Source organism: Neolewinella marina, assembly GCF_002631205.1.
Taxonomy (GTDB): domain Bacteria; phylum Bacteroidota; class Bacteroidia; order Chitinophagales; family Saprospiraceae; genus Neolewinella; species Neolewinella marina.
The window spans coordinates 424,267-442,235 of sequence record NZ_PDLO01000004.1; the positions used below are offsets into that span (position 1 = coordinate 424,267).

13 protein-coding genes are annotated in these 17,969 nt (G+C 65.2%); 6 read left to right on the forward strand and 7 right to left on the reverse strand.

Annotated elements, in window-relative coordinates:
- Window positions 1–2 precede the first annotated feature (2 nt).
- From CGL56_RS12175 to CGL56_RS12190, 4 genes are all read left to right on the forward strand, one after another.
- Window positions 3–2,489 carry a transglycosylase domain-containing protein gene (locus CGL56_RS12175; RefSeq protein ID WP_099106826.1) on the forward strand — a complete coding sequence of 829 codons (2,487 nt, stop codon included), beginning with the start codon at window positions 3–5 and terminating at the stop codon, window positions 2,487–2,489.
- A 112-nt stretch (window positions 2,490–2,601) separates the two neighbouring features.
- Window positions 2,602–3,252 carry a DUF1440 domain-containing protein gene (locus tag CGL56_RS12180; RefSeq protein ID WP_143470705.1) on the forward strand — a complete coding sequence of 217 codons (651 nt, stop codon included), beginning with the start codon at window positions 2,602–2,604 and terminating at the stop codon, window positions 3,250–3,252.
- A 27-nt stretch (window positions 3,253–3,279) separates the two neighbouring features.
- A complete protein-coding gene (gene rsmI / locus CGL56_RS12185; protein ID WP_099106828.1) occupies window positions 3,280–3,948 on the forward strand; it encodes a 16S rRNA (cytidine(1402)-2'-O)-methyltransferase in 669 nt (222 codons plus the stop codon).
- Window positions 3,949–3,956: 8 nt separating this feature from the next.
- Complete coding sequence (locus CGL56_RS12190) at window positions 3,957–4,571, forward strand: hypothetical protein (protein WP_099106829.1); 615 nt, start codon at window positions 3,957–3,959, stop codon at window positions 4,569–4,571.
- Window positions 4,572–4,935: 364 nt separating this feature from the next.
- Here CGL56_RS12190 and hemB read toward each other — a convergent pair whose 3' ends face one another.
- Window positions 4,936–5,919 carry a porphobilinogen synthase gene (gene hemB, locus CGL56_RS12195; protein ID WP_099106830.1) on the reverse strand — a complete coding sequence of 328 codons (984 nt, stop codon included), beginning with the start codon at window positions 5,917–5,919 and terminating at the stop codon, window positions 4,936–4,938.
- Window positions 5,920–6,071: 152 nt separating this feature from the next.
- Window positions 6,072–8,318 (reverse strand): hypothetical protein, encoded by a 2,247-nt coding sequence (locus CGL56_RS12200; RefSeq protein WP_099106831.1) that lies wholly within the window; start codon window positions 8,316–8,318, stop codon window positions 6,072–6,074.
- A 170-nt stretch (window positions 8,319–8,488) separates the two neighbouring features.
- On the opposite strand from CGL56_RS12200, the gene CGL56_RS12205 reads away from it, so the two are divergent.
- Entirely contained in the window at window positions 8,489–10,702 is a 2,214-nt protein-coding gene (locus tag CGL56_RS12205; protein ID WP_099106832.1) for a patatin-like phospholipase family protein, read from the forward strand.
- 17 nt (window positions 10,703–10,719) lie between these two features.
- Window positions 10,720–11,544: an SDR family NAD(P)-dependent oxidoreductase gene (locus CGL56_RS12210; RefSeq protein WP_099106833.1), complete on the forward strand. Its 825-nt coding sequence runs from the start codon at window positions 10,720–10,722 to the stop codon at window positions 11,542–11,544.
- Window positions 11,545–11,752: 208 nt separating this feature from the next.
- Here CGL56_RS12210 and CGL56_RS12215 read toward each other — a convergent pair whose 3' ends face one another.
- The 5 genes from CGL56_RS12215 to CGL56_RS12235 form a co-directional block, all read right to left on the reverse strand.
- Window positions 11,753–12,430 (reverse strand): endonuclease III domain-containing protein, encoded by a 678-nt coding sequence (locus tag CGL56_RS12215; protein WP_099106834.1) that lies wholly within the window; start codon window positions 12,428–12,430, stop codon window positions 11,753–11,755.
- A gap of 56 nt (window positions 12,431–12,486) precedes the next feature.
- A complete protein-coding gene (locus CGL56_RS12220) occupies window positions 12,487–14,670 on the reverse strand; it encodes a M56 family metallopeptidase (RefSeq protein ID WP_099106835.1) in 2,184 nt (727 codons plus the stop codon).
- Window positions 14,671–14,672: 2 nt separating this feature from the next.
- Entirely contained in the window at window positions 14,673–15,029 is a 357-nt protein-coding gene (locus CGL56_RS12225; protein WP_099106836.1) for a BlaI/MecI/CopY family transcriptional regulator, read from the reverse strand.
- A gap of 286 nt (window positions 15,030–15,315) precedes the next feature.
- Window positions 15,316–16,587 (reverse strand): sensor histidine kinase, encoded by a 1,272-nt coding sequence (locus CGL56_RS12230; RefSeq protein ID WP_099106837.1) that lies wholly within the window; start codon window positions 16,585–16,587, stop codon window positions 15,316–15,318.
- Between the two features lie 10 nt (window positions 16,588–16,597).
- The gene (locus CGL56_RS12235; protein WP_320056741.1) at window positions 16,598–17,965 is read right to left on the reverse strand and encodes a sigma-54-dependent transcriptional regulator; all 1,368 of its coding nucleotides are present in this window, start codon (window positions 17,963–17,965) and stop codon (window positions 16,598–16,600) included.
- Window positions 17,966–17,969: the final 4 nt, after the last annotated feature.

Consider the following 17,969-nt stretch of genomic DNA (forward strand, 5'->3'; position numbering starts at 1 on the left):
TTATGCCACAATCGCCTCGCGAAAAGCTTACGGATACCGCCGCCCGCTGGGGCCGGGACGCCGTGCACTACCTCCGCTCCCAACCCTTGCGTAAACTCATCCTGCTCGGTGCCGGCGTGCCCCTGGCCCTCGGCTTCGTGCTCTTCATCTTTCTGGTCCTCGGCATCCTCACCGGTGGCTACGGCCACCTGCCCACCCGCGGGGAACTGGCCCAGATCGAAACCGACGACGCCTCCTCGATCTTCGCTGAAGACGGGGCCCTCCTCGGCAAGTACTACACCATCAACCGGGTGAGCGTGCCCCTCGACGCGATCAGCCCCTACGTCACCCAGGCCCTGATCGCTACGGAGGACGCCCGCTTCTTCGAGCACCAGGGCATCGACCTGCGCGCCCTGGTACGGGTGGCCGTCCGCACCGTCCTGATGGGCGACCGCAGCGGCGGCGGGGGCAGCACCATCAGCCAGCAGCTCGCCAAACAGCTTTATCCCCGTCAGCAATACGACCGCCTGGGCATGCTGAAGGTGAAGCTGCGCGAGATGATCATCGCCAGCCGACTCGAGGACGTCTACTCCAAACAGGAGCTGCTGAACCTCTACCTCAACACCGTACCCTTCGGGGAGGAGGCCTACGGCATCGAGGTGGCCGCCGGCCGCTTCTTCAACAAGCACGCCTCGGAACTTAACCTCCAGGAGGCCGCCATCCTGGTGGGACTGCTGAAGGCGAACACCACCTATAGCCCCCGCGCCCACCCCGAAAAGAGCGTGGGCCGCCGCAACGTCGTCCTCTCGCTCATGGCCAGGAACGGCTCGATCACCGAGGAAGAAGCCCAACGGGCGGCAGCCCTGCCCCTGGAGCTGCGCTACACCCGCGACAACGACCGCGTGGGGTCGGCGGCCCACTTCCGCCAGCGGCTGCGCGCCGATGTACAGTCGGCCCTGGCCGACCTCCAACACCCCGACGGACGGCCCTACGATCCCGATCGCGACGGGCTCCGCATCTTCGTCTCCATCGATTCACGGCTGCAGCGGATGGCCGAGGAGAGCGTCCGCGAACAGCTGCCACGCATCCAGCAAAACCTCGCCGACGACTGGAAATCGCGGCAACAGGCCCCCTGGGAAGAAGCCTTCACCTCCGCCCTGCGCCGCAGCGACCGCTACACCCAGCTGAAAGCGGAAGGGATGAGTGAAGTCCAGATCCTCGAGGAGATGCGCAAGCCCCGCCACATGACCGTCTACGACTGGCGGCAGGGTGCCCCGGTGGATACCCTGATGCGGCCGGTGGACAGCCTCCGCCACTACTTCACCCTGCTGAACGCCGGGCTGCTGGCCACCGACCCGGCCACCGGCGTGGTCCGCGCCTGGGTGGGTGGGGTGGATTACCGCTCCGTCCAGTTCGACCACGTCAGCAGCCGGCGGCAGGTCGGTTCCACCATCAAGCCCGTAGTCTACGCCACGGCCCTGGCCCAGGGCGTGCTGCCGTGTGAGTACACCTCCGCTGAGCAGGCCACCTACGTTGACTATAACGACTACAGCCCCGGCAACCCCAACAACGAGTATACCGGGGCCTACTCCATGCGGGGTGGCCTGGCCAAATCCGTCAACACCGTTGCCGTAAGCCTGGCGGTCCGCAGCGGGCTTCCCTCCCTGGCCCAGCAGATCAACCGCATGGGCGTAGCGCACGAGGTACAGCCCATCCCCAGCATCGCCCTGGGCACGGTGGAGGCCAGCCTGGCCGAGATGAACCTGGTCTACAGCGCCTTCGCCAACCAGGGCCGCCGCCCGGAGCGGCTGCACTATCTGGACCGCATCGAGGACGCCAACGGCAAGGTGCTCGTCTCCTTCGAGCGCCCCCGGGAATCCCAGCCGGTGCTCGACGAGCGGGTCGCCCAGATCGCCACCTACCTCATGGCCGGCGTAGTGAACAGTGGCACCGGCGCTCGCCTGCGGTCTACCTACGGCATCCAGGGGGCCCTGGCCGGCAAGACCGGCACCACCCAGAACCAGTCGGACGGCTGGTTCCTCGGTTTCACCCCCAAACTGGTCATCGGCAGCTGGGTGGGCGCCGAATACCCCGCCGTCCACTTCCGCACCCTCAGCCGCGGATCGGCCACCGCTACGGCCCTGCCCATCTGGGGGACTTTCCTGCGGAAGGTGCAGCGGAGCCCTCAGCTGAAAGCCTACCACGGAGGCTCCTTCCCGGAGCTCGACGAGATGACGCTGGCCGAACTGGACTGCCCCGACTACCTGGAGGAGATGCCCATCTTCGCCGACCTCAACCTGAGCGAGGAAATTGCCCGGGCCCTGGAGCAGTTCGACCCCGAAGTGATCCGCGAAAAGGTGGAAGACAAGCGGCAGCGCAGCAACGAGTCCGCCACCGAATACGCGGCCCGCATCGCCGAGGAACTCCTCAAGGACGACCGCCGCGAGGAGCGCCGGCAGGAGCGCAAGCAATCGTGGATCAAGCGGCTGTTCGGCAAGGACAAGGACTGATCACCCCTCAGCGCCGGGCTACCGCCCCGAAACCAAGGCTGGCCCCCGAACGCCCGGAGAATTCTATCGAACTCCCCGGCCCAAGCTTCCGTTGGAACAGGAAAACAACACTATGTCATTCGTAAACAAAGTGCTCGAATCCGTTCGGGACATCGACCTCACGCCCATTGAAAAGTTTGCTTCCAGTACCTACCACCAGGCCGAGAGTAGCCTGAAAAGCGCCGAAGGCTACGCCGCCGGCACCCTGGGAGCCGCGAAACCCTACTTCAGCCGTACCTCCGGCGAGCCCGACTACGTACGGGGCTTCCTGGCTGGCATGATCGGCGGACTCGTCGGCACCGGCATCAAAATGCTGGTGGACCGTAGCCTGCCCACCGCCCAGCCCGAAGAGGAGCACGACGCCCGCCTGCAGATCGTGGAGGGTGGTGAGGAAATGACCAACACCAACCTGAACCGCAACCAGGAGGAGAACGCCCAGCAGGCCATCAACCTGGCCTTCGGCGCCCTCGTAGGCGGTATCTACGGCGTCATCGTGGAAGCCGCCCCCGCCGCCCAGGCCCCCGCCGGAATTCCCTTCGGCGCCGCCCTCTGGACCGCCGCCCACAAGATCGCCCTGCCCGCCCTCGGCCTGGCCCCCAGCCCCCTGAAGGAGCCCCTGAGCCTGCAGGCCGGACAACTCGGCAGCCACATGGCCTACGGCGCTACCGTAGAGATGGTGCGCCGCAGCGTCCGCCACGTAATGGACGAGGAAGATTTGCTGTAACCGGCCGGCGCAGCGACCTTTGCGCCCGTGCTATACCTCATACCTACCCCCATCGGCAACCGGGAAGACATCACTGCCCGCGCCCAGCGGCTGCTGGGTGAGGTCGACCTGATCCTCGCCGAAGATACCCGCACCTCGCGCCCGCTGCTGCAGCACTACGGCATCGAGACGCCCCTGCGGGCCTATCACGCCCACAATGAGCACGCGCTGGTAGAACAGCTCGTCACCGAACTCAAGAACGGTTCCACCTACGCCCTGATCACTGACGCCGGCACCCCCGGCATCAGCGATCCGGGCTTTTTGTTGGTAAGGGCCTGCCGCGAAGCCGGTATCCAAGTGAGTTGCCTGCCCGGCCCGGTGGCCTTTGTACCCGCGCTCGCCGCCAGCGGCATCCCCTGCGACCGCTTCCACTTCGAGGGCTTCCTGCCCAAGAAGAAGGGCCGGCAAACCCGCCTGCTCTACCTGGCCGAACTGCCCAACACCTTCGTCCTCTACGAAAGCCCCCACCGCATCGCCAAGCTGCTGGGGCAGCTCGAGGAGCACTGCGGACCCGACCGCCAGGCCTGCGTGGCCCGCGAGATCTCCAAGCGCTTCGAAGAAATCACCACCGCCCCCCTTTCCGAACTCCGCGCCGACTACGCCGCCCGCCCCAAGGTGAAGGGCGAGATCGTGGTAGTCGTTGCCGGCACCCCCTAGTCCCGCTTATGGTTTCCACTCCCCTCCTCGCTTTCGGCATCACCCACCTCACCGACGCCCGCTACTTCGCGGCCTGGGATGCCCGCTACCTCTGCTTCCCCCTCGGCCCGGCCGGCCTTTCCACCGACTACTTCCTGGCCATCCGCGAATGGGTGGAAGGCCCCGTTTGCGTAGCCGAACTGGGCGCGGACGCGGGTGCCGAATACTCCGCCGAAGCCCTTAGCGACGGCGGCATCTCCCACGTGCTTATCGACTACGGCAGCCCTGCCACCGGGTTTACCGCAGCCGGCATCACGGTGCTGACCCGCCTCCCGGTAGCCGGCTACCATTCCCTCGACGACCTGCAAGAACGCATGGCAGAAACATCCGGTGCCCTCATTCTCGACTTCACCGACGGTGGCATCACCTACTCCGATCTGGTGAATGGCTCCCCCTTCCCCCTCTCCGAACTGTCCGCCCTGATCGGCGACGGCGAAGTCTTCCTCCACCTCGACCTGTCCGCCTCCCAGGCGGAGGCCACCGCCACCGCCAACTACGGCCTGGCCCTGCGCGGCAGCAGCGAAGAAAAGGTAGGATATAAGAGCTTCGACGACCTGGATGAGATACTGGAGGCCCTGGAGTAGGCCGAGGCCTTACCTCAGGTCGAGGCCTTTTGGGCCGAGTGGTCCATACCTGCCGCGCATACTCTTTGGTAACTCGCCCTGCAAGGGCTCGACCTTGCATCAGGCCGAGGCCTTGTAGGCCGAGTGGTTTTTACTTGTCGCGCATACTTCCTGATAACTCGCCCTGCAAGGGCTCGACCTCGTCTCAGGTCGAGGCCTTGTAGGCCGAGTGCTCTTTACTTGCCGCGCATATTTCCTGATAACTCGCCCTGCAAGGGCTCGACCTCGTCTCAGGTCGAGGCCTTTTAGGCCAAGTGGTCCATACCTGCTGCGCATACTCTTTGATAACTCGCCCCGCAGGGGCTCGACCTGGAGCTCGACCTTATCAGGCATTCCACCGCGCGAAGTCCTTGGCAAAATAGCTGATGATCACGTCGGCCCCGGCCCGGCGGATGCAGGTGAGTGCCTCGGTGGCGGCCTGCTCGTAGTTCAGCCAGCCCTTGTCGGCCGCGGCCAGCAGCATGGCGCACTCTCCGCTCACGTGGTAGGCGGCGATGGGCAGGGGGTGGGCTTCGTGGAGCCGCCAGATGATGTCGAGGTAATTGAGGGCGGGCTTCACCATCAGGTAGTCGGCGCCTTCGGCGGCGTCGAGGGCCCCTTCCCGCAGGGCCTCACGGGCGTTGGCGGGGTCCATCTGGTAGGTCTTCTTGTCGGCGGGCACGTCGGCCAGCTGCCGGGGCGCGCTGTCGAGGGCGTCGCGGAAGGGGCCGTAGAACGCACTGGCGTACTTGGCCGTGTACGACATGATGGCGGTATCGGTGAGGCCCTCCTGGTCGAGCGCCCGCCGGATGCTGCCGACGCGGCCATCCATCATATCGCTGGGCCCGATAATGTCGAAGCCCGACTGGGCCTGGGCAACGGCCATGGCGTCGAGCAGTTTCAGGCTTTCGTCGTTGTGGATTTTGCCGTCGATCACCACCCCGTCGTGGCCGTCACTGCTGTAGGGGTCCAGGGCCGCGTCGGAGATCAGGCAGACCTCCGGGAAGCGGTCCTTGATGGCGCGGGCGGCGTGGAGGTAGAAGTTCTGCTCGGCGGTGGCGTAGGTGCCGGTTTTGTCCTTGTGCTCCTCGGGCACCGCCGGGAACATCATGAAGCTGTTCAGCCCCACCGCGGTGCACTGCTCGATTTCCCGCAGCACCTCATCGATGCCCAGGCGGTAGCTGCCGGGCAGGCTGGCGATGGGCAGCCGGGCCTTCGCCTCGGGCATCAGAAAGATGGGCTGCACGAGGTGGCCGGCGGTGAGCTCCGTTTCCCGCACCAGGTTGCGGACGGCGGCGGAAGAACGGTTGCGGCGGGGGCGGGAGAGCATAGAGCGGTTGGATGAGTTCGTGGAGGGGGAAGTCTGCAAAGGAAATGCCGGCGAGGAGATCCGGATTGCTATCAACGACTGAAGGGGAAGAAAGATGAGTGAACCGGCGCGGATCGGGGCAGCCCGGCCCATTCTTGACGGAAAGCTGTCCGTCAGCGGCCCACGTACCAGGCGAACGTACGGCACTCCGCGATCAGTTCGTCGTAGAATTCGGTATCGGCGTAGTCGTCCCTCAGGATGCTGAAGTAGGTGAAGGGCCGCTCCCCCCCGGGCCGGCCCAGGGCGTAATGCTGGTTGCGCTCCGCCTTGGCGGCGTAGTAGGCGGCCAGGGCGGCGGCTTCCCGGTCCGGCGCCCGCCGCAGGGCCCGCTCGAAATAGTAGAGGGGCTGGTCCATGCTGAAGTGCTCCAGGTTGCCCAGGGGGGCGTTGACGTGGGAAAACACACTGGTGGGGGTGCGGGCCGCAGCGGCCCGGGCGGCGCTGCTGCCGGAGCGGAATACGTCGGCGAAGGCCCAGTTGTAGCTGAAGTACGACAGGTTATAGAGCGCCAGTCCGATGTTGAAGTAGTTGCGGGCCGCAAGGGTATCGTTGGTGCTGCGGTCGGCCTCCTCCTCCAGTTCATCGAGCCGCTGCAGCAGCTGCACCTTGTTGTAGGTGGCGGCGTCGGCTGGCGGGTTATAGTGGACGCGGTCGCGCAGCTGCCGCTCGAAGGGGGCGAAGCGGCCGTAGGCCTCGAGGCTTTCGGTGGGAATGCGGCGGTAGATCTCCAAGGCGGCCTTCCACTGTCCGCGTTGCAGGTAGTGGTTGCCGATCAGGTTCTGGATGTCGACCCGGGGGGCACTGCCCATCCGGTCGGCGAAGAGGGCCCGGTCGAAGCGGTTGAGGCTGTCGGCCAGCCGCTCCAGGGTGAGCAGGGATTCGATACCCGGATTTTTGGCAATCGCGCCGAAACCGTACCGCAGCAGGTTGGCCTTGGCCTGCTGTCCCGACTGCCGGTAGACGGCCTCTAGCTTGCGGTGGACCAACTCGCGGAAGTCGGGGTACCGCTGACGGATGTCGGCGTCGGTCAGCAGATTGTAGTAGCGCAGCTCCACGGAGTCGGTCACCCGGCTCAGCTGGAGTACGTCGATTACGTGGTGGAGAATGCCGATCTGCTGTCGGAGGCTGTCGCTGTCGGTGGCGCCGGCAAGGCTGCTCAGGGTCCGTTCGGCGTAGAAGTAGTCGCCCGCCAGCAACTCGAGTACCCCCCGCGCGAACTGCCAGAATTCGGAGTGGTCGGTCTTTCCCTCCTCCACTATCCGGTTGACGAAGGTTTGCATGGCGACCACCCGGTCCGTGGCTCCCCGACTGGGTCCGCCGTCGCGCAGGTTCCCGCCGAGCAGTTCCCGTTCCAGCTCCTGCAGTTCACGCATGGCCAGCAATACCAGGGCTTCGTTGCCGGGTTCGTAGCCGTAGATGTGGCGCATCTCTTCCAGCACCACGGCCCGCCCGTTGTGGGCCCGCAGCACGTGCAGCATGGCGCGCTCATGGTCGTTCTGGCAGAGGAGCAGGGCCTGCTTCCACTGCTCGTCGGTCTGGATGCGGAAGCTGTGGTAAGCACTTTCCCGCTTGGAGGGGCTGCGCTCGAAAATGCGACTGAAGAGGTAGGCGGACTGGGGGTAATCGCCCAGCGCCTGCAGGGCTCCGGCCCGGTGGCCCTCGATCCAGTCGTTGAGGAGGCTGGGGTCGGCGTCCACCTTGGGCATCAGGTAGTCGTAAAGCTCGAGTACGTAGGCGTGTTCTCCCAGGTAGTGGGCCAGGCGGATGAGCTGGTAGGCGTAGCGGAGGCGGACGTAGTGGCTCTCCAGGCGGGGGAAGCGCTGCAGTCCGGTTTCCAGCAGGGCTTCCATGTCGGCGCGGGAAATGTTGCGGCGCTGGAAGGCGTTGGCGGGACTGGTTACGAAGGGCTCTACCCGCTTGGCGTAGATGAGGTAGTCCACTACTTCCCGGCAGTTGTCATCCAGGAGGTGGCGGGCAAAGGCGTTGGGCTGCAGGGCCGGGGGCAGGTCGTCGGAGTCCGCGTCCTTGACGTCGAGCAGGCGGCGGAGGGTTTCGAGCTGGTTCAGGTTATCGCCGTAGACGATGGCTTCAATGTCCGCCGCGTCCACCTGGTCGCAGAAGCGTTCGTGCCATTCCGCGACGTTGTCCGCCCGCTGCTGGTTGCCGGGTTGGCCGAGCTCCTCCCGGTAGACGGCACCGAAGTGGAGGAAAAAAGGCGCCAGCTGGGAATTGAAGTCCACCACCCGGGGATTCAGAAAATGGAAACCCTCCGCCTCCGCGGGGGGGCGGCACTGGGCGGGCGTGCCACCGGCGGGCAGCGCGTACAGGAGGAACAGGAGGAAGAGGCAGCCGTACTTCATGGTGGGGAGCGCAAATTACGGTGGTCCCGCGTTTAGTGGTCGGACGACTATAGTGGTCCGACCATTAAGTCGTCGGACCACTAAGTCGTCCGACCAAAAATCCATGGACCACTAAGTCGTCCAACCAAAAAATCATGGACCAACCCTAACTTGTCCACCCCAGCTTCCCCATGAGAACCTACCTGACCCTGCTCCTTTGCTGTTTTCTTGGCACCTGCGTCCGCGCCCAGGGAGATACTAGGGTTGGCCTTGTCCTCAGCGGTGGAGGTGCAAAGGGCTACGCCCACATCGGGGCCCTGCGCGTAATCGAGGAAAGCGGCGTGCGGGTCGACTACATCGGCGGCACGAGTATGGGAGCTGTGGTGGGCGGCCTCTACGCCGCGGGCTACAGCGCCGACCAGCTGGAGGAACTGCTGCGCAGCATCGACATCATGGCTGAACTGCAGGACGCCGTCGAGCGGGAAGACCGCACCATCTACGAAAAGCTGAACAACGAAAAGTACCTGCTATCGATCTCCATGCAGGACTTCAGCATCCAGCTGCCCACGGCCCTCTCCGACGGGCAGCGGGTGCACGACCTCTTCGCCAACTGGACGGCCGAGGTGGGCCACGTGCGCGATTTCAGCAAACTCCCCATCCCCTACCTGGCCGTAGCCACCGACATCGAGACCGGCGACGCCGTGGTGCTGGAAAAGGGGATGCTGGCCGAGGCCATGCGCGCCAGCGCCGCCCTGCCCGGCGTGCTGAGCCCTTACGAGCTCGACGGCCACCTGCTCACCGACGGGGGCGTGTCGAACAACTACCCCGCCGAGGAGATCAAGGCCAAGGGCATGGACTACGTCCTGGGCGTAAGCGTAGAATCCGACCCCCTGAAGGCGAGCGAGATCAGCAGCGTGGCCGACCTCATCCTGCAGATCGCCTTCTTCCAGGCCAACCGGCGCAACCTGGAGCAGTACGAGGTAACCGACCTGGACATCAAGCCCGACCTTAAGGGCTTCAACGTACTCAGCTTCAGCGACATCGACACCCTGATCAACGCCGGCTACCGCGCCGCCCTCGACCTGAAGCCCACCCTGGATTCCCTGGCGGCCCTGCAACGCAACAAGAAAAGCACCCGCGACACCACCCCGGCCCGCGTCCCCCAGTACCTGAACGTGGGCCGCGTCACCATCACGGGCAACGACGAGCTTTCCGACCGCCAGGTACTCAGCTACTTCGACGACCAGCTGCCGGGCCGCATCAGTTGGGAAGACTTCCGGCAGGGCCTGGTGGACCTCCACGTCACCGGCCGCTACGCCAACATCAACTACCGCTGGGAATACCTCCTGGGGGGCTCCCGCGACGAGATCGCCCTGGAGCTCGTCTTCGAGCAGGTACCCGCCTTCGGCCAGCAACTCCGCCTCGGCCTTCACTACGACCCCGTGTACCGGGCCAACCTGCTGCTCAACCTGACGGTCTACGATCAGCTCATCGACAACAGCATCACCAGCCTGGACCTCATCGCGGGCAACCGGCTGCGCTACCGCTTCGATTACCGCGTGAACCGCATCAACGGCTCGGCCTTCGGACTGCGCAGCCGGCTGGATTACGCCGACGTTGGCTTTGACGTGGAGGACGTAGAGAACGAGAACCTGGGCATCGTGCTTAACCGGGTCGACTTCCGCTTCAGCGACTGGAACGCCGAGGCCTACTGGGACGTACGCCAGACCAAGAACAGCTTCACCGGCCTGGCCACCGAGATCAAGTACTACGCCACCGAATCCGACCAACTGGCCTCGGCCGATACCTCCAGCCTCTTCTCCCTTGGCCACAACTTCTATCTGGTACCCAAGCTGTACTTCATCTACGACAAGCTCGACCGCCCCCACTTCCCGCTGCGGGGCTTCACCATCGACGCCGAGGCCCGCGCCATCCGCGACCTGTCCGACCAGGCGCCGGGCTGGGCCTATAACCTGGACGTGGACTTCCTCGGCATGGTGCCCCTCACGACCAAGAGCTCACTGGGCATCGAGGCGAGCGCCGGCACCTTCCTCAGCCGCTCCACCCTGCCCTACCGCTACTATCTGGGGGGCGTGAACCGCCAGCTGCTCAACAACTTCAAGCCCTTCCCCAGCCTCGATTTCGGCCAGGCCTCCGGCAACGGACTCCTCCTGTGCGAGGTGTTCTGGCGGCAGCGGCTCTTCTCCAACCACTACTTCCACCTGGGGGCACGCGGTGCCTACATCGGCAACCCCTACGACGTGCCGAGCTCGGTCGACGATTCTTGGATCGCGGCCGGCGTGATTGGCTACGGACTCAGCACCCCCCTCGGCCCCGTCGAGCTCACCTACGCCCAGGGCTCCCAGGGGGGCGGGCTCTACTTTTACCTGGGCCACTGGTTCTGACCCACTACCTTACCACCATGAAAGATTTCCAGGGAAAAGTGGTGGTGATCACCGGCGCCGGTTCCGGTATCGGGCGGGAAATGGCCCTGCAGCTGGCCGGCTGCGGCGCTGTGCTGGCCCTCAATGACGTCAAGGAAGCCGAATTGGAAGAAACCTGGGCCGCCCTCCCCGATTTAGCGCGGGGGCTGCGGCGCACTTTCGACGTGGGCGAACGGCTGGCCGTGCAGGACTTCGCCAACGCCGTGAAGGATCAGCTGGGCCGGGTGGACGTGGTCGTCAACAACGCCGGCTTCAGCGTCCGCCCCCAGCCCGTCATCTACAGCCGGGTGGAGGACTACGAGCGCACCCTCAAGGTCAACCTCTGGGGTGTCATTTACGGCTCGCTGGCCTTCCTGCCCTACCTGCGCGAGCAGTCGGACAGCAGCCTGGTCAACGTGAGCAGCGTCTTCGGCCTGTACGCCTTCCCGGGTACGGGGCCCTACAACGTGAGCAAGTTTGGCGTCCGCGGCTTCACCGAAACCCTGCGGGTGGAGATGGGCGACCGGATGCACGTCTGCTGCGTACACCCCGGCGGCATCGCCACTAATATCCACCGCAACGTGGAGATCGACGACCCAGCGGAGCGGGAGCGGTTTATCCGCACCTTCGACAAACGGGCCCACACCACCGCGGCCGAGGCCGCCCAGCAGATCATTCGGGGCATCGAGCGGCGGGATCCGCGGGTGCTCATCGGCCGCGACGCCTACTGGGTCGACAAGATCACCCGCCTGCTGCCCGCCCGCTACGAGCGGTTGCTGACGCGGTGGCTGGACCGGGATCGGTTTTTGTCGCGGGAGGGGTAGAAGACATCGGATGTTGTCCTTGCGCCAACCTGTCAGACATCGGATGTCTGACATTGTGTCACTCCGCAAAAATGCTGGGGATCACCAAGGCAACACCACCCATTTTCTTAAATTTGAGACATTTACTTCCTTTCACGTCAAATTTCTCCTCCACAACATCCGATGTCTGACAAAGTGACACCCTCCCAACATCCGATGTCTGCCACCCCTACCCCAGCCCCAAATAATACCGGCACCGCTCCCGCACCACGCACTCCCCACACCGCGGCCGCGAGTAGGTGCACACCCGCTGCCCGTGACGAAACAGCAGCTTGTGAAAGTTCAGGAGCTCATCGGCGTCGCGGGGAAGGATCTCCAGGAGCGCACCGTGGGCCTTGGCCTGACTGATCTTCGCTGGCAGGATCCCGAAGCGGGTGCTCACCCGGTGCACGTGGGTATCCACGGGCAGGACGGGCTTCCGTAAGGAGAACAACAGCACGAAGGTGGCCGTCTTGAACCCCACCCCCGGCAATTCCATCAGCAGAGACTGGGCCTCCTCCACCGGCATATCGGCGAGGAAGTCCAGGTTCAACGCGCCGTAGGTATCCTGGATGTGCATCAGGATTTCCTTGATGCGGGGGGCCTTGATCTCCGGCCAGCGGCTCGTCTGGATGCACTGCTCAATGCCCTCCACCGGGGCACCCGCGACCCCGCCCCAGTCGCCGTAGGTCTCCAGCAACTTGTCGTAAGCAGCCTTTTCGTCGGCGTAGTTGGTGCGCTGGCTCAGGATGGTGGCCACCAGCTGGTCGATGGCCGACTTGCGGCTGTACCGCGTCTGGCGACCGTAGGCCGTCTGCAGGGTGTGGATGAGGTACTCCAGCTGGGTTTGGGTGGGGGTATCGGGCATGGCGGCGGGGGCGGGCTTACCCCCTAAAGGTTGACCGGGCGCCCCGGGGTTCGGTGCTAGCGGCGGGAGTGACCCATTATCCGGTGCTGGATCAGGTCCTGTAGGTCATCGCCCTCCTGCCGGTGCTCACGCACATAGTCAGCCGAGACATTGTGGATCTTCAGCGCCAGCAGGGTTTCAAAGGGAATCGTACCGTACCCGAGCCCCTCATACGAGCGGATGAAGGAGGGCGTGATGCCGTGAATGCTGGCGGCCAACAGGTCCTCCCCCGAAAGGTCGGCGTAGCCCAGCTTCCGCAGCTCTTCAATCTGCTCGGGGTCCACCCCGTGGATCTGGTAGGCCATCAGGTCCTCCAACCGGTCGGCTTCCAGGCCCGCCGCGCGAATTTCCCGGGCGGTAGCCGCGCTTACCCCGTGAATCCTGGCGCCGACCACGTCCTCGATCGACAGGTCAGCAAAGCCCAGCCCCCGAATCTCCCGCACGTAGTCCGCATCAATACCGTGGATCGACAACTGCAGCAACTGGTCGAACGACAGGTCCCGGAACCCCAGGTCACCCATCTGTCCCACCAGGGCGGGGTCCAGGTCGTGAATCCGGGCCTGGATCAGGTTTTCGAGGGTCAGTTCGTCGTAACCGGCGTCGGCCATGCTGCGCACGTACTGGCGATCAATGCCGAAGATGCGCAGCTGTATGACCTGGTCCAGCCGCGGGCGCTCGAAGCCGGCCGCGCTCAGGTCAGCCAACACCTCGCTGAGGGTCGCCTGATTGATGTTGAAAACGGCCATTTGCAGCAGTTCCTCCCGGGTCGGACTGAAGTTTTCCTGTTTCAGGTAGTCCAGATATCCCGCGGTCAGGTCGCTCAGGAAGAAGTGGAACAACTCCCGGTCCGCATAGGCGCCGTAGCCCGCGTCGGCCAGGGCGCTTTCAAAGGCCGGGTTGGGCACGAAGGTGTAGGTCCCCCTGCCCCGGTCGCCCTCGAAGGTGCCGGTGAATTCCAGGGTACCGGCTTCCCGCGATGCTTTGAAGGTGCCGGTAGTACCCCGGGGCAAGTCGCCGAGTTGGTCGGCGGAGAAGCAGCGGCTGTTAGTCGAGTGGTAATTTTCGTCGCCCGCCGACTCTTCTATCAGGGTGAAGCACACCTCACCCCCGCTCACGTAGGCCGTCCAGCGGTAGCCCAGCTCCCCTACCGATGGTGCGGGCGGGGCCGGGGGGGCGGGTGGAGCTGGCGGTGCGGGGGGTGCCGGCGGAGCTGGAGGCGCGGGCGGAGCCGGGGGCGCCGGTGCCGGCCGTTCGGTGGGGGCGGGCGCTTCCTGGGCTACCGCGTTGAGGGAGGTCAACGAGAGCAGTAAAAGGAGGGGCAGGGCCAGGCCTTTCCAGCCGGCGCGGGGAGAAGATTTCTTGCTTTTCATCATTTGAATGCGTTGTTCCAGAAAATGGCGGTTATAGCCGGCTACCAAGCGGGGGTCGTGGCGGGGCGCGGCCACCTGCAGCAGGCTGAGTTGGTAGCCGACGGGGTCGTCGCCGCGGCGCAGGACTTCATCGTCGGTCAGGTATTCCAGGTTATTTTCCACGGCCCGCCGGTACGCCCAGGCGCAGGGGTTCCACCACTGCACTACCACCGCCAGCTGGGCCAGGAGGAGGTCCAGGGAGTGCCGCCCCCGCACGTGCACGCATTCGTGCTCGAGGATGCGGTCGCGGGTGGCTGCGTCGTATTTTTCGGGGTTCAGCACCACGCGGTTCCAGAAGGAATAAGGGGCCGCGCACTGCGTCGTTTCGAGCACCTCCACACCGCCCAGCCGGTAGGTTGGCGGCCGGCGCAGTACCCGACCTACGCTCAGCAGTTGGTACAAAAACTGCATCCCGAATACCACAACCCCCAGCCAGTAGAGCCCGAGCAACAGCTTTCCGCGGTCTAGCGGGGCTGAAGGGGGCGCGGACGCGGGTGCCGGGTCCGGCGCGTAAGTAGCCGTGCCCGCCGGTGCCCAGTAGCTGGCCAGGTCATTTGGCGCGGTGACGGTCGGCCAGGACGTAGTCATCGGAGCGGGTGTCACCCCGGCGGTCGGGGCGGAGCGGAGACTCAGGCTCGCCGGAACCGTTACGAGGGGCAGCAGGAAACTGGCCGCCAGTCCGCCGAGCAACAGCCAGCGGTTCAGCCGGAAGAAGGTTTCCCGTCGCAGGGCCAGGTAGTAGTAAAGGTAGCAGGCGGCCAGCAGCAGGCCGGCGTGGAGTAGGTAGTGCATCCCTATTTTTCTTTGATCAGACGAACCAGTCGCTCAAGCTCCGCCGCGTCGAGCTGCTGCTCCCGGGCGAAGTAGTTCACGAGCTTCATGGGGGAATTGTCGAAGAAGCGGCGCACCACGTCGTCCACCGCCTTCTTCTGGTACTCCTCCTCCGCAATGACGGGGAAGAAGCGGTAAGCGTTGCCGACCTTCTCGTGGGAAACGAAACCTTTTTCCTCCAGAATCTTCACCATCGTCGATACCGTGTTGTAGTGGGGCTTCGGTTCCGGCAGCTCATCGATGATCTCCCGGACGAATGCCCGCTTCAGCTTCCACAGTACTTCCATCAGTTGCGCCTCGCGGCGGGCCAGTCGTTGCATGTCTACTAATTGATTAGTACAAGTATACTACTAATCCATTAGTATTGCAAATTTCTCTTCCCTCCCCCCTCTAGATTGACAACATCGGATGTCTGACATTCTGTCACCACGCCTACAACCGATTGACTCATAGTAAAATGGTCCAAAAGGGGATCTACTCATTGGTTCCGGAGCGCACGATGGGTCATTAACGGTGATTTTCAGGCCGGAACGGCAAAACTGGACACGAATCCGCACAACCCACCCCCCTCCGACAACATCCGATGTCTGACAATTTGTCGCGGCGTCAAGACAAAGAAACCCGAAAGCGGGTCACTCCGTCCTCTTCGGTGCGGAGGCGATAGCTGGCCCCGTGGGCTTCCAGGATCTCGCGGGAGAGGGTGAGGCCCACGCCCTGCCCGCTGCTCTTGGTACTGAAGAAGGGGGTGAACAGCCGGTCGGCCACCTCAGCGGGGATGCCAGGACCGTCGTCGGCAATTACGAAGCCGGCGGGGTGAAGCTGGCTGCTGATCCGGATGTGCCCGCCCCGGCCGATGCTCTCCCGGGCGTTGGTGAGGGCGTTGATGAGGACCTGCTCCAGCTGGGCGCGGTCCGCGCTGACCCACACGGGGCGGTCGGCGAGGGCCAGGGAAAGCGCGATCTCCTGCTCCTCCAGCAGCGGCTGCATCACCTCGGCGGCGCCCCGCAGTACGGCGTTGAGGTCGATGCGCTCCCGGGCGGGCGCGGGCAGGCGGACTACCCGGGCGAAGTTGCGCATGAAGGCCGTGAGGTGCTCGGCCCGCAGGATGACGGGGGGCAGGTGTTCGCGGCTCAGCTCGGCGAGGTCGGGCTCGTCGGCGCGGGCTACCTCCAGCAGGGTTTTCAGCAGGGAGACGATGGCGGCGTTGGAGTTGTTGACCTCGTGGGCCATCATGCGGATGACCTTGCCGTAGGCCTCCTTTTCGGCCTGGAGGAGGTCGGCGGTCACGTCCTGGAGGATGATGAACCCGCGCTCGAAACCCCTGTCCACGAAGGTGGCGTACTCCACGTGCAGCCGCCGGTTGTCGGGGGTGGTGAAGACGGCCTGCTCCCCCACCCCGAGGGCCAGGGCGGGCCGCAGGACGGTGGCCTCGAATTCGGGGCTCGACTTGCGCCGCTCCTGCACCCAGGGGTTTTCCGACTCAATATTCCCGTCGTAGTCCAGCACGAGGAGGCCTACCCCGGCGGCTTCCACCAGCCGGTCGAGGAACTCCTCCCGCTGGCGGCCGGCTACCCGCTCGAGCCGCAGCTGCTCGATCATGCGGTTGTAGACCTCACCGAGGCGGTCCATTTCCGGACTGCCGGTGGACCGCATTTTTACGGAGAAGTCCTGGTCGGCCAGGGCCCCCACCCCCCGGCTCAGCAGCTGCAGGGGGGCCACCAGCACTTCGTAGAGGCGGTACCCCAGGTAGGCCGAGAGCAGCAGGACCATTTCCACCAGCAGCAGCACCGGTCCGCGGCCCACCACCTGGTAAATGAGCACCCCGATGACGAGGTGGAGGGTACCGAGGTAGGCGAGGTATTTGGCGGCGGCGGACACGCGGGTCAAGTTAGGCGTTGGCGTTGGGAATGCCGTACTTCTCCAGCCGGCGGTAGAGGGCCGCGCGCGTCAGCCCAAGCTCCCGGGCCGTGGCCGTGATTTCGCCAGCGTTGCGGCCGAGGGCCGCGCGGATCATGCGTACCTCCATCTGCTCCAGGGTGACGCCCGAGGGGGCGAAGTGGGTAGTCGCCTCGGTCCCGCCCGCCTGCCGCTCGAGTTCGGCCACTCCGATGGAGTCGCCGGCCGCCAGGATGGCCGTCCGCTCCACGAGGTTCTGCAACTGCCGCACGTTGCCGGGGAAGGGTTGCCGCCGCAGCCAGTTGAGGGCCGCGGCTTCCAGCCGCAGGGCCGGCCGTTCGTAGCGGCGGCGGGCGCTCTCCAGAAAGTGCTCGGCCAGGGGGGCGATGTCTTCCGGCCGCTCCCGCAGGGGCGGCAGGTGGAGGTGAATGAGGTTGATGCGGTAGAGAAGATCCTCCCGGAAGGTTCCGGCGGTCACCATGGCGTCGAGGTTGCGGCTGGTGGCGCTGATGACGCGCACATTGGTGGGGCGGGGCCGGCTTTCGCCCAGCCGTTCGTACTGCCGTTCCTGCAGTACGCGCAGCAGTTTGACCTGGGCGGCGGGCGCCAGGTCGCCGATCTCGTCGAGAAAGAGGGTGCCGCCGGCGGCCAGTTCGAAGCGCCCCGCCCGATCGGTCCGGGCGTCGGTGAAGGCTCCTGCCTTGTGGCCGAAGAGTTCGGATTCGAAGAGCTGCTCGGGGACCCCGCCGAGGTTCACGGCCACGAAGGGCCCGCCCGCCCGGCGGCTGGCGGCGTGGATGGCTTCCCCAATGAGTTCCTTGCCGGTGCCGCTCTCGCCGGTGATGAGCACGGCGGCTTCGGTAGCGGCTACCCGGCGCGCCTGGCCGATGACGTCGCTGAGGGCGGCCGAGGAACCAATGAGGGAACCGAAGGGCTCGGCTTCCTCCGCGGGAACCCCGGCACCCGCGTCCGCGCCCCGCTCCAGTTGGGTACGGATGGCGTTGAGCAGCTCCTTGTTGTCCCAGGGCTTGGCGATAAAGTCGCGGGCCCCGGCCTTCATGCCCTCCACGGCCAGTTGTACCGTAGCCCAGCCCGTCATCTGGATGACCGGCAGTCGGGGAAATTCGGCCAGCAGTTCCTGCAGCAGTTGCATGCCCGCCCGCCCGCTGGTTTCGACGGTGAAGTTGAGGTCGAGCAGTACCAGGTCGGGGCGGAACTCCCCCACCGTCGCCACCGCCTCCCGGGGGCCGTAGATGCTCCGCACGGCGTAACCCGCCCGCTTCAGCAGCAGTTCCAGGCTCTGGCAGACCGTGCGGTCGTCGTCGATGATGAGGATGCGGGAGGAGATAGGAATTACGATTGAG

Coding starts and splice junctions, on each gene's coding strand:
- CGL56_RS12175 (WP_099106826.1), top strand. CDS start 3: ATGCCACAATCGCCTCGCGAAAAGCTTACGGATACCGCCGCCCGCTGG.
- CGL56_RS12180 (WP_143470705.1), top strand. CDS start 2,602: ATGTCATTCGTAAACAAAGTGCTCGAATCCGTTCGGGACATCGACCTC.
- CGL56_RS12190 (WP_099106829.1), top strand. CDS start 3,957: ATGGTTTCCACTCCCCTCCTCGCTTTCGGCATCACCCACCTCACCGAC.
- hemB (WP_099106830.1), bottom strand. CDS start 5,919: ATGCTCTCCCGCCCCCGCCGCAACCGTTCTTCCGCCGCCGTCCGCAAC.
- CGL56_RS12200 (WP_099106831.1), bottom strand. CDS start 8,318: ATGAAGTACGGCTGCCTCTTCCTCCTGTTCCTCCTGTACGCGCTGCCC.
- CGL56_RS12205 (WP_099106832.1), top strand. CDS start 8,489: ATGAGAACCTACCTGACCCTGCTCCTTTGCTGTTTTCTTGGCACCTGC.
- CGL56_RS12210 (WP_099106833.1), top strand. CDS start 10,720: ATGAAAGATTTCCAGGGAAAAGTGGTGGTGATCACCGGCGCCGGTTCC.
- CGL56_RS12215 (WP_099106834.1), bottom strand. CDS start 12,430: ATGCCCGATACCCCCACCCAAACCCAGCTGGAGTACCTCATCCACACC.
- CGL56_RS12220 (WP_099106835.1), bottom strand. CDS start 14,670: ATGCACTACCTACTCCACGCCGGCCTGCTGCTGGCCGCCTGCTACCTT.
- CGL56_RS12225 (WP_099106836.1), bottom strand. CDS start 15,029: ATGCAACGACTGGCCCGCCGCGAGGCGCAACTGATGGAAGTACTGTGG.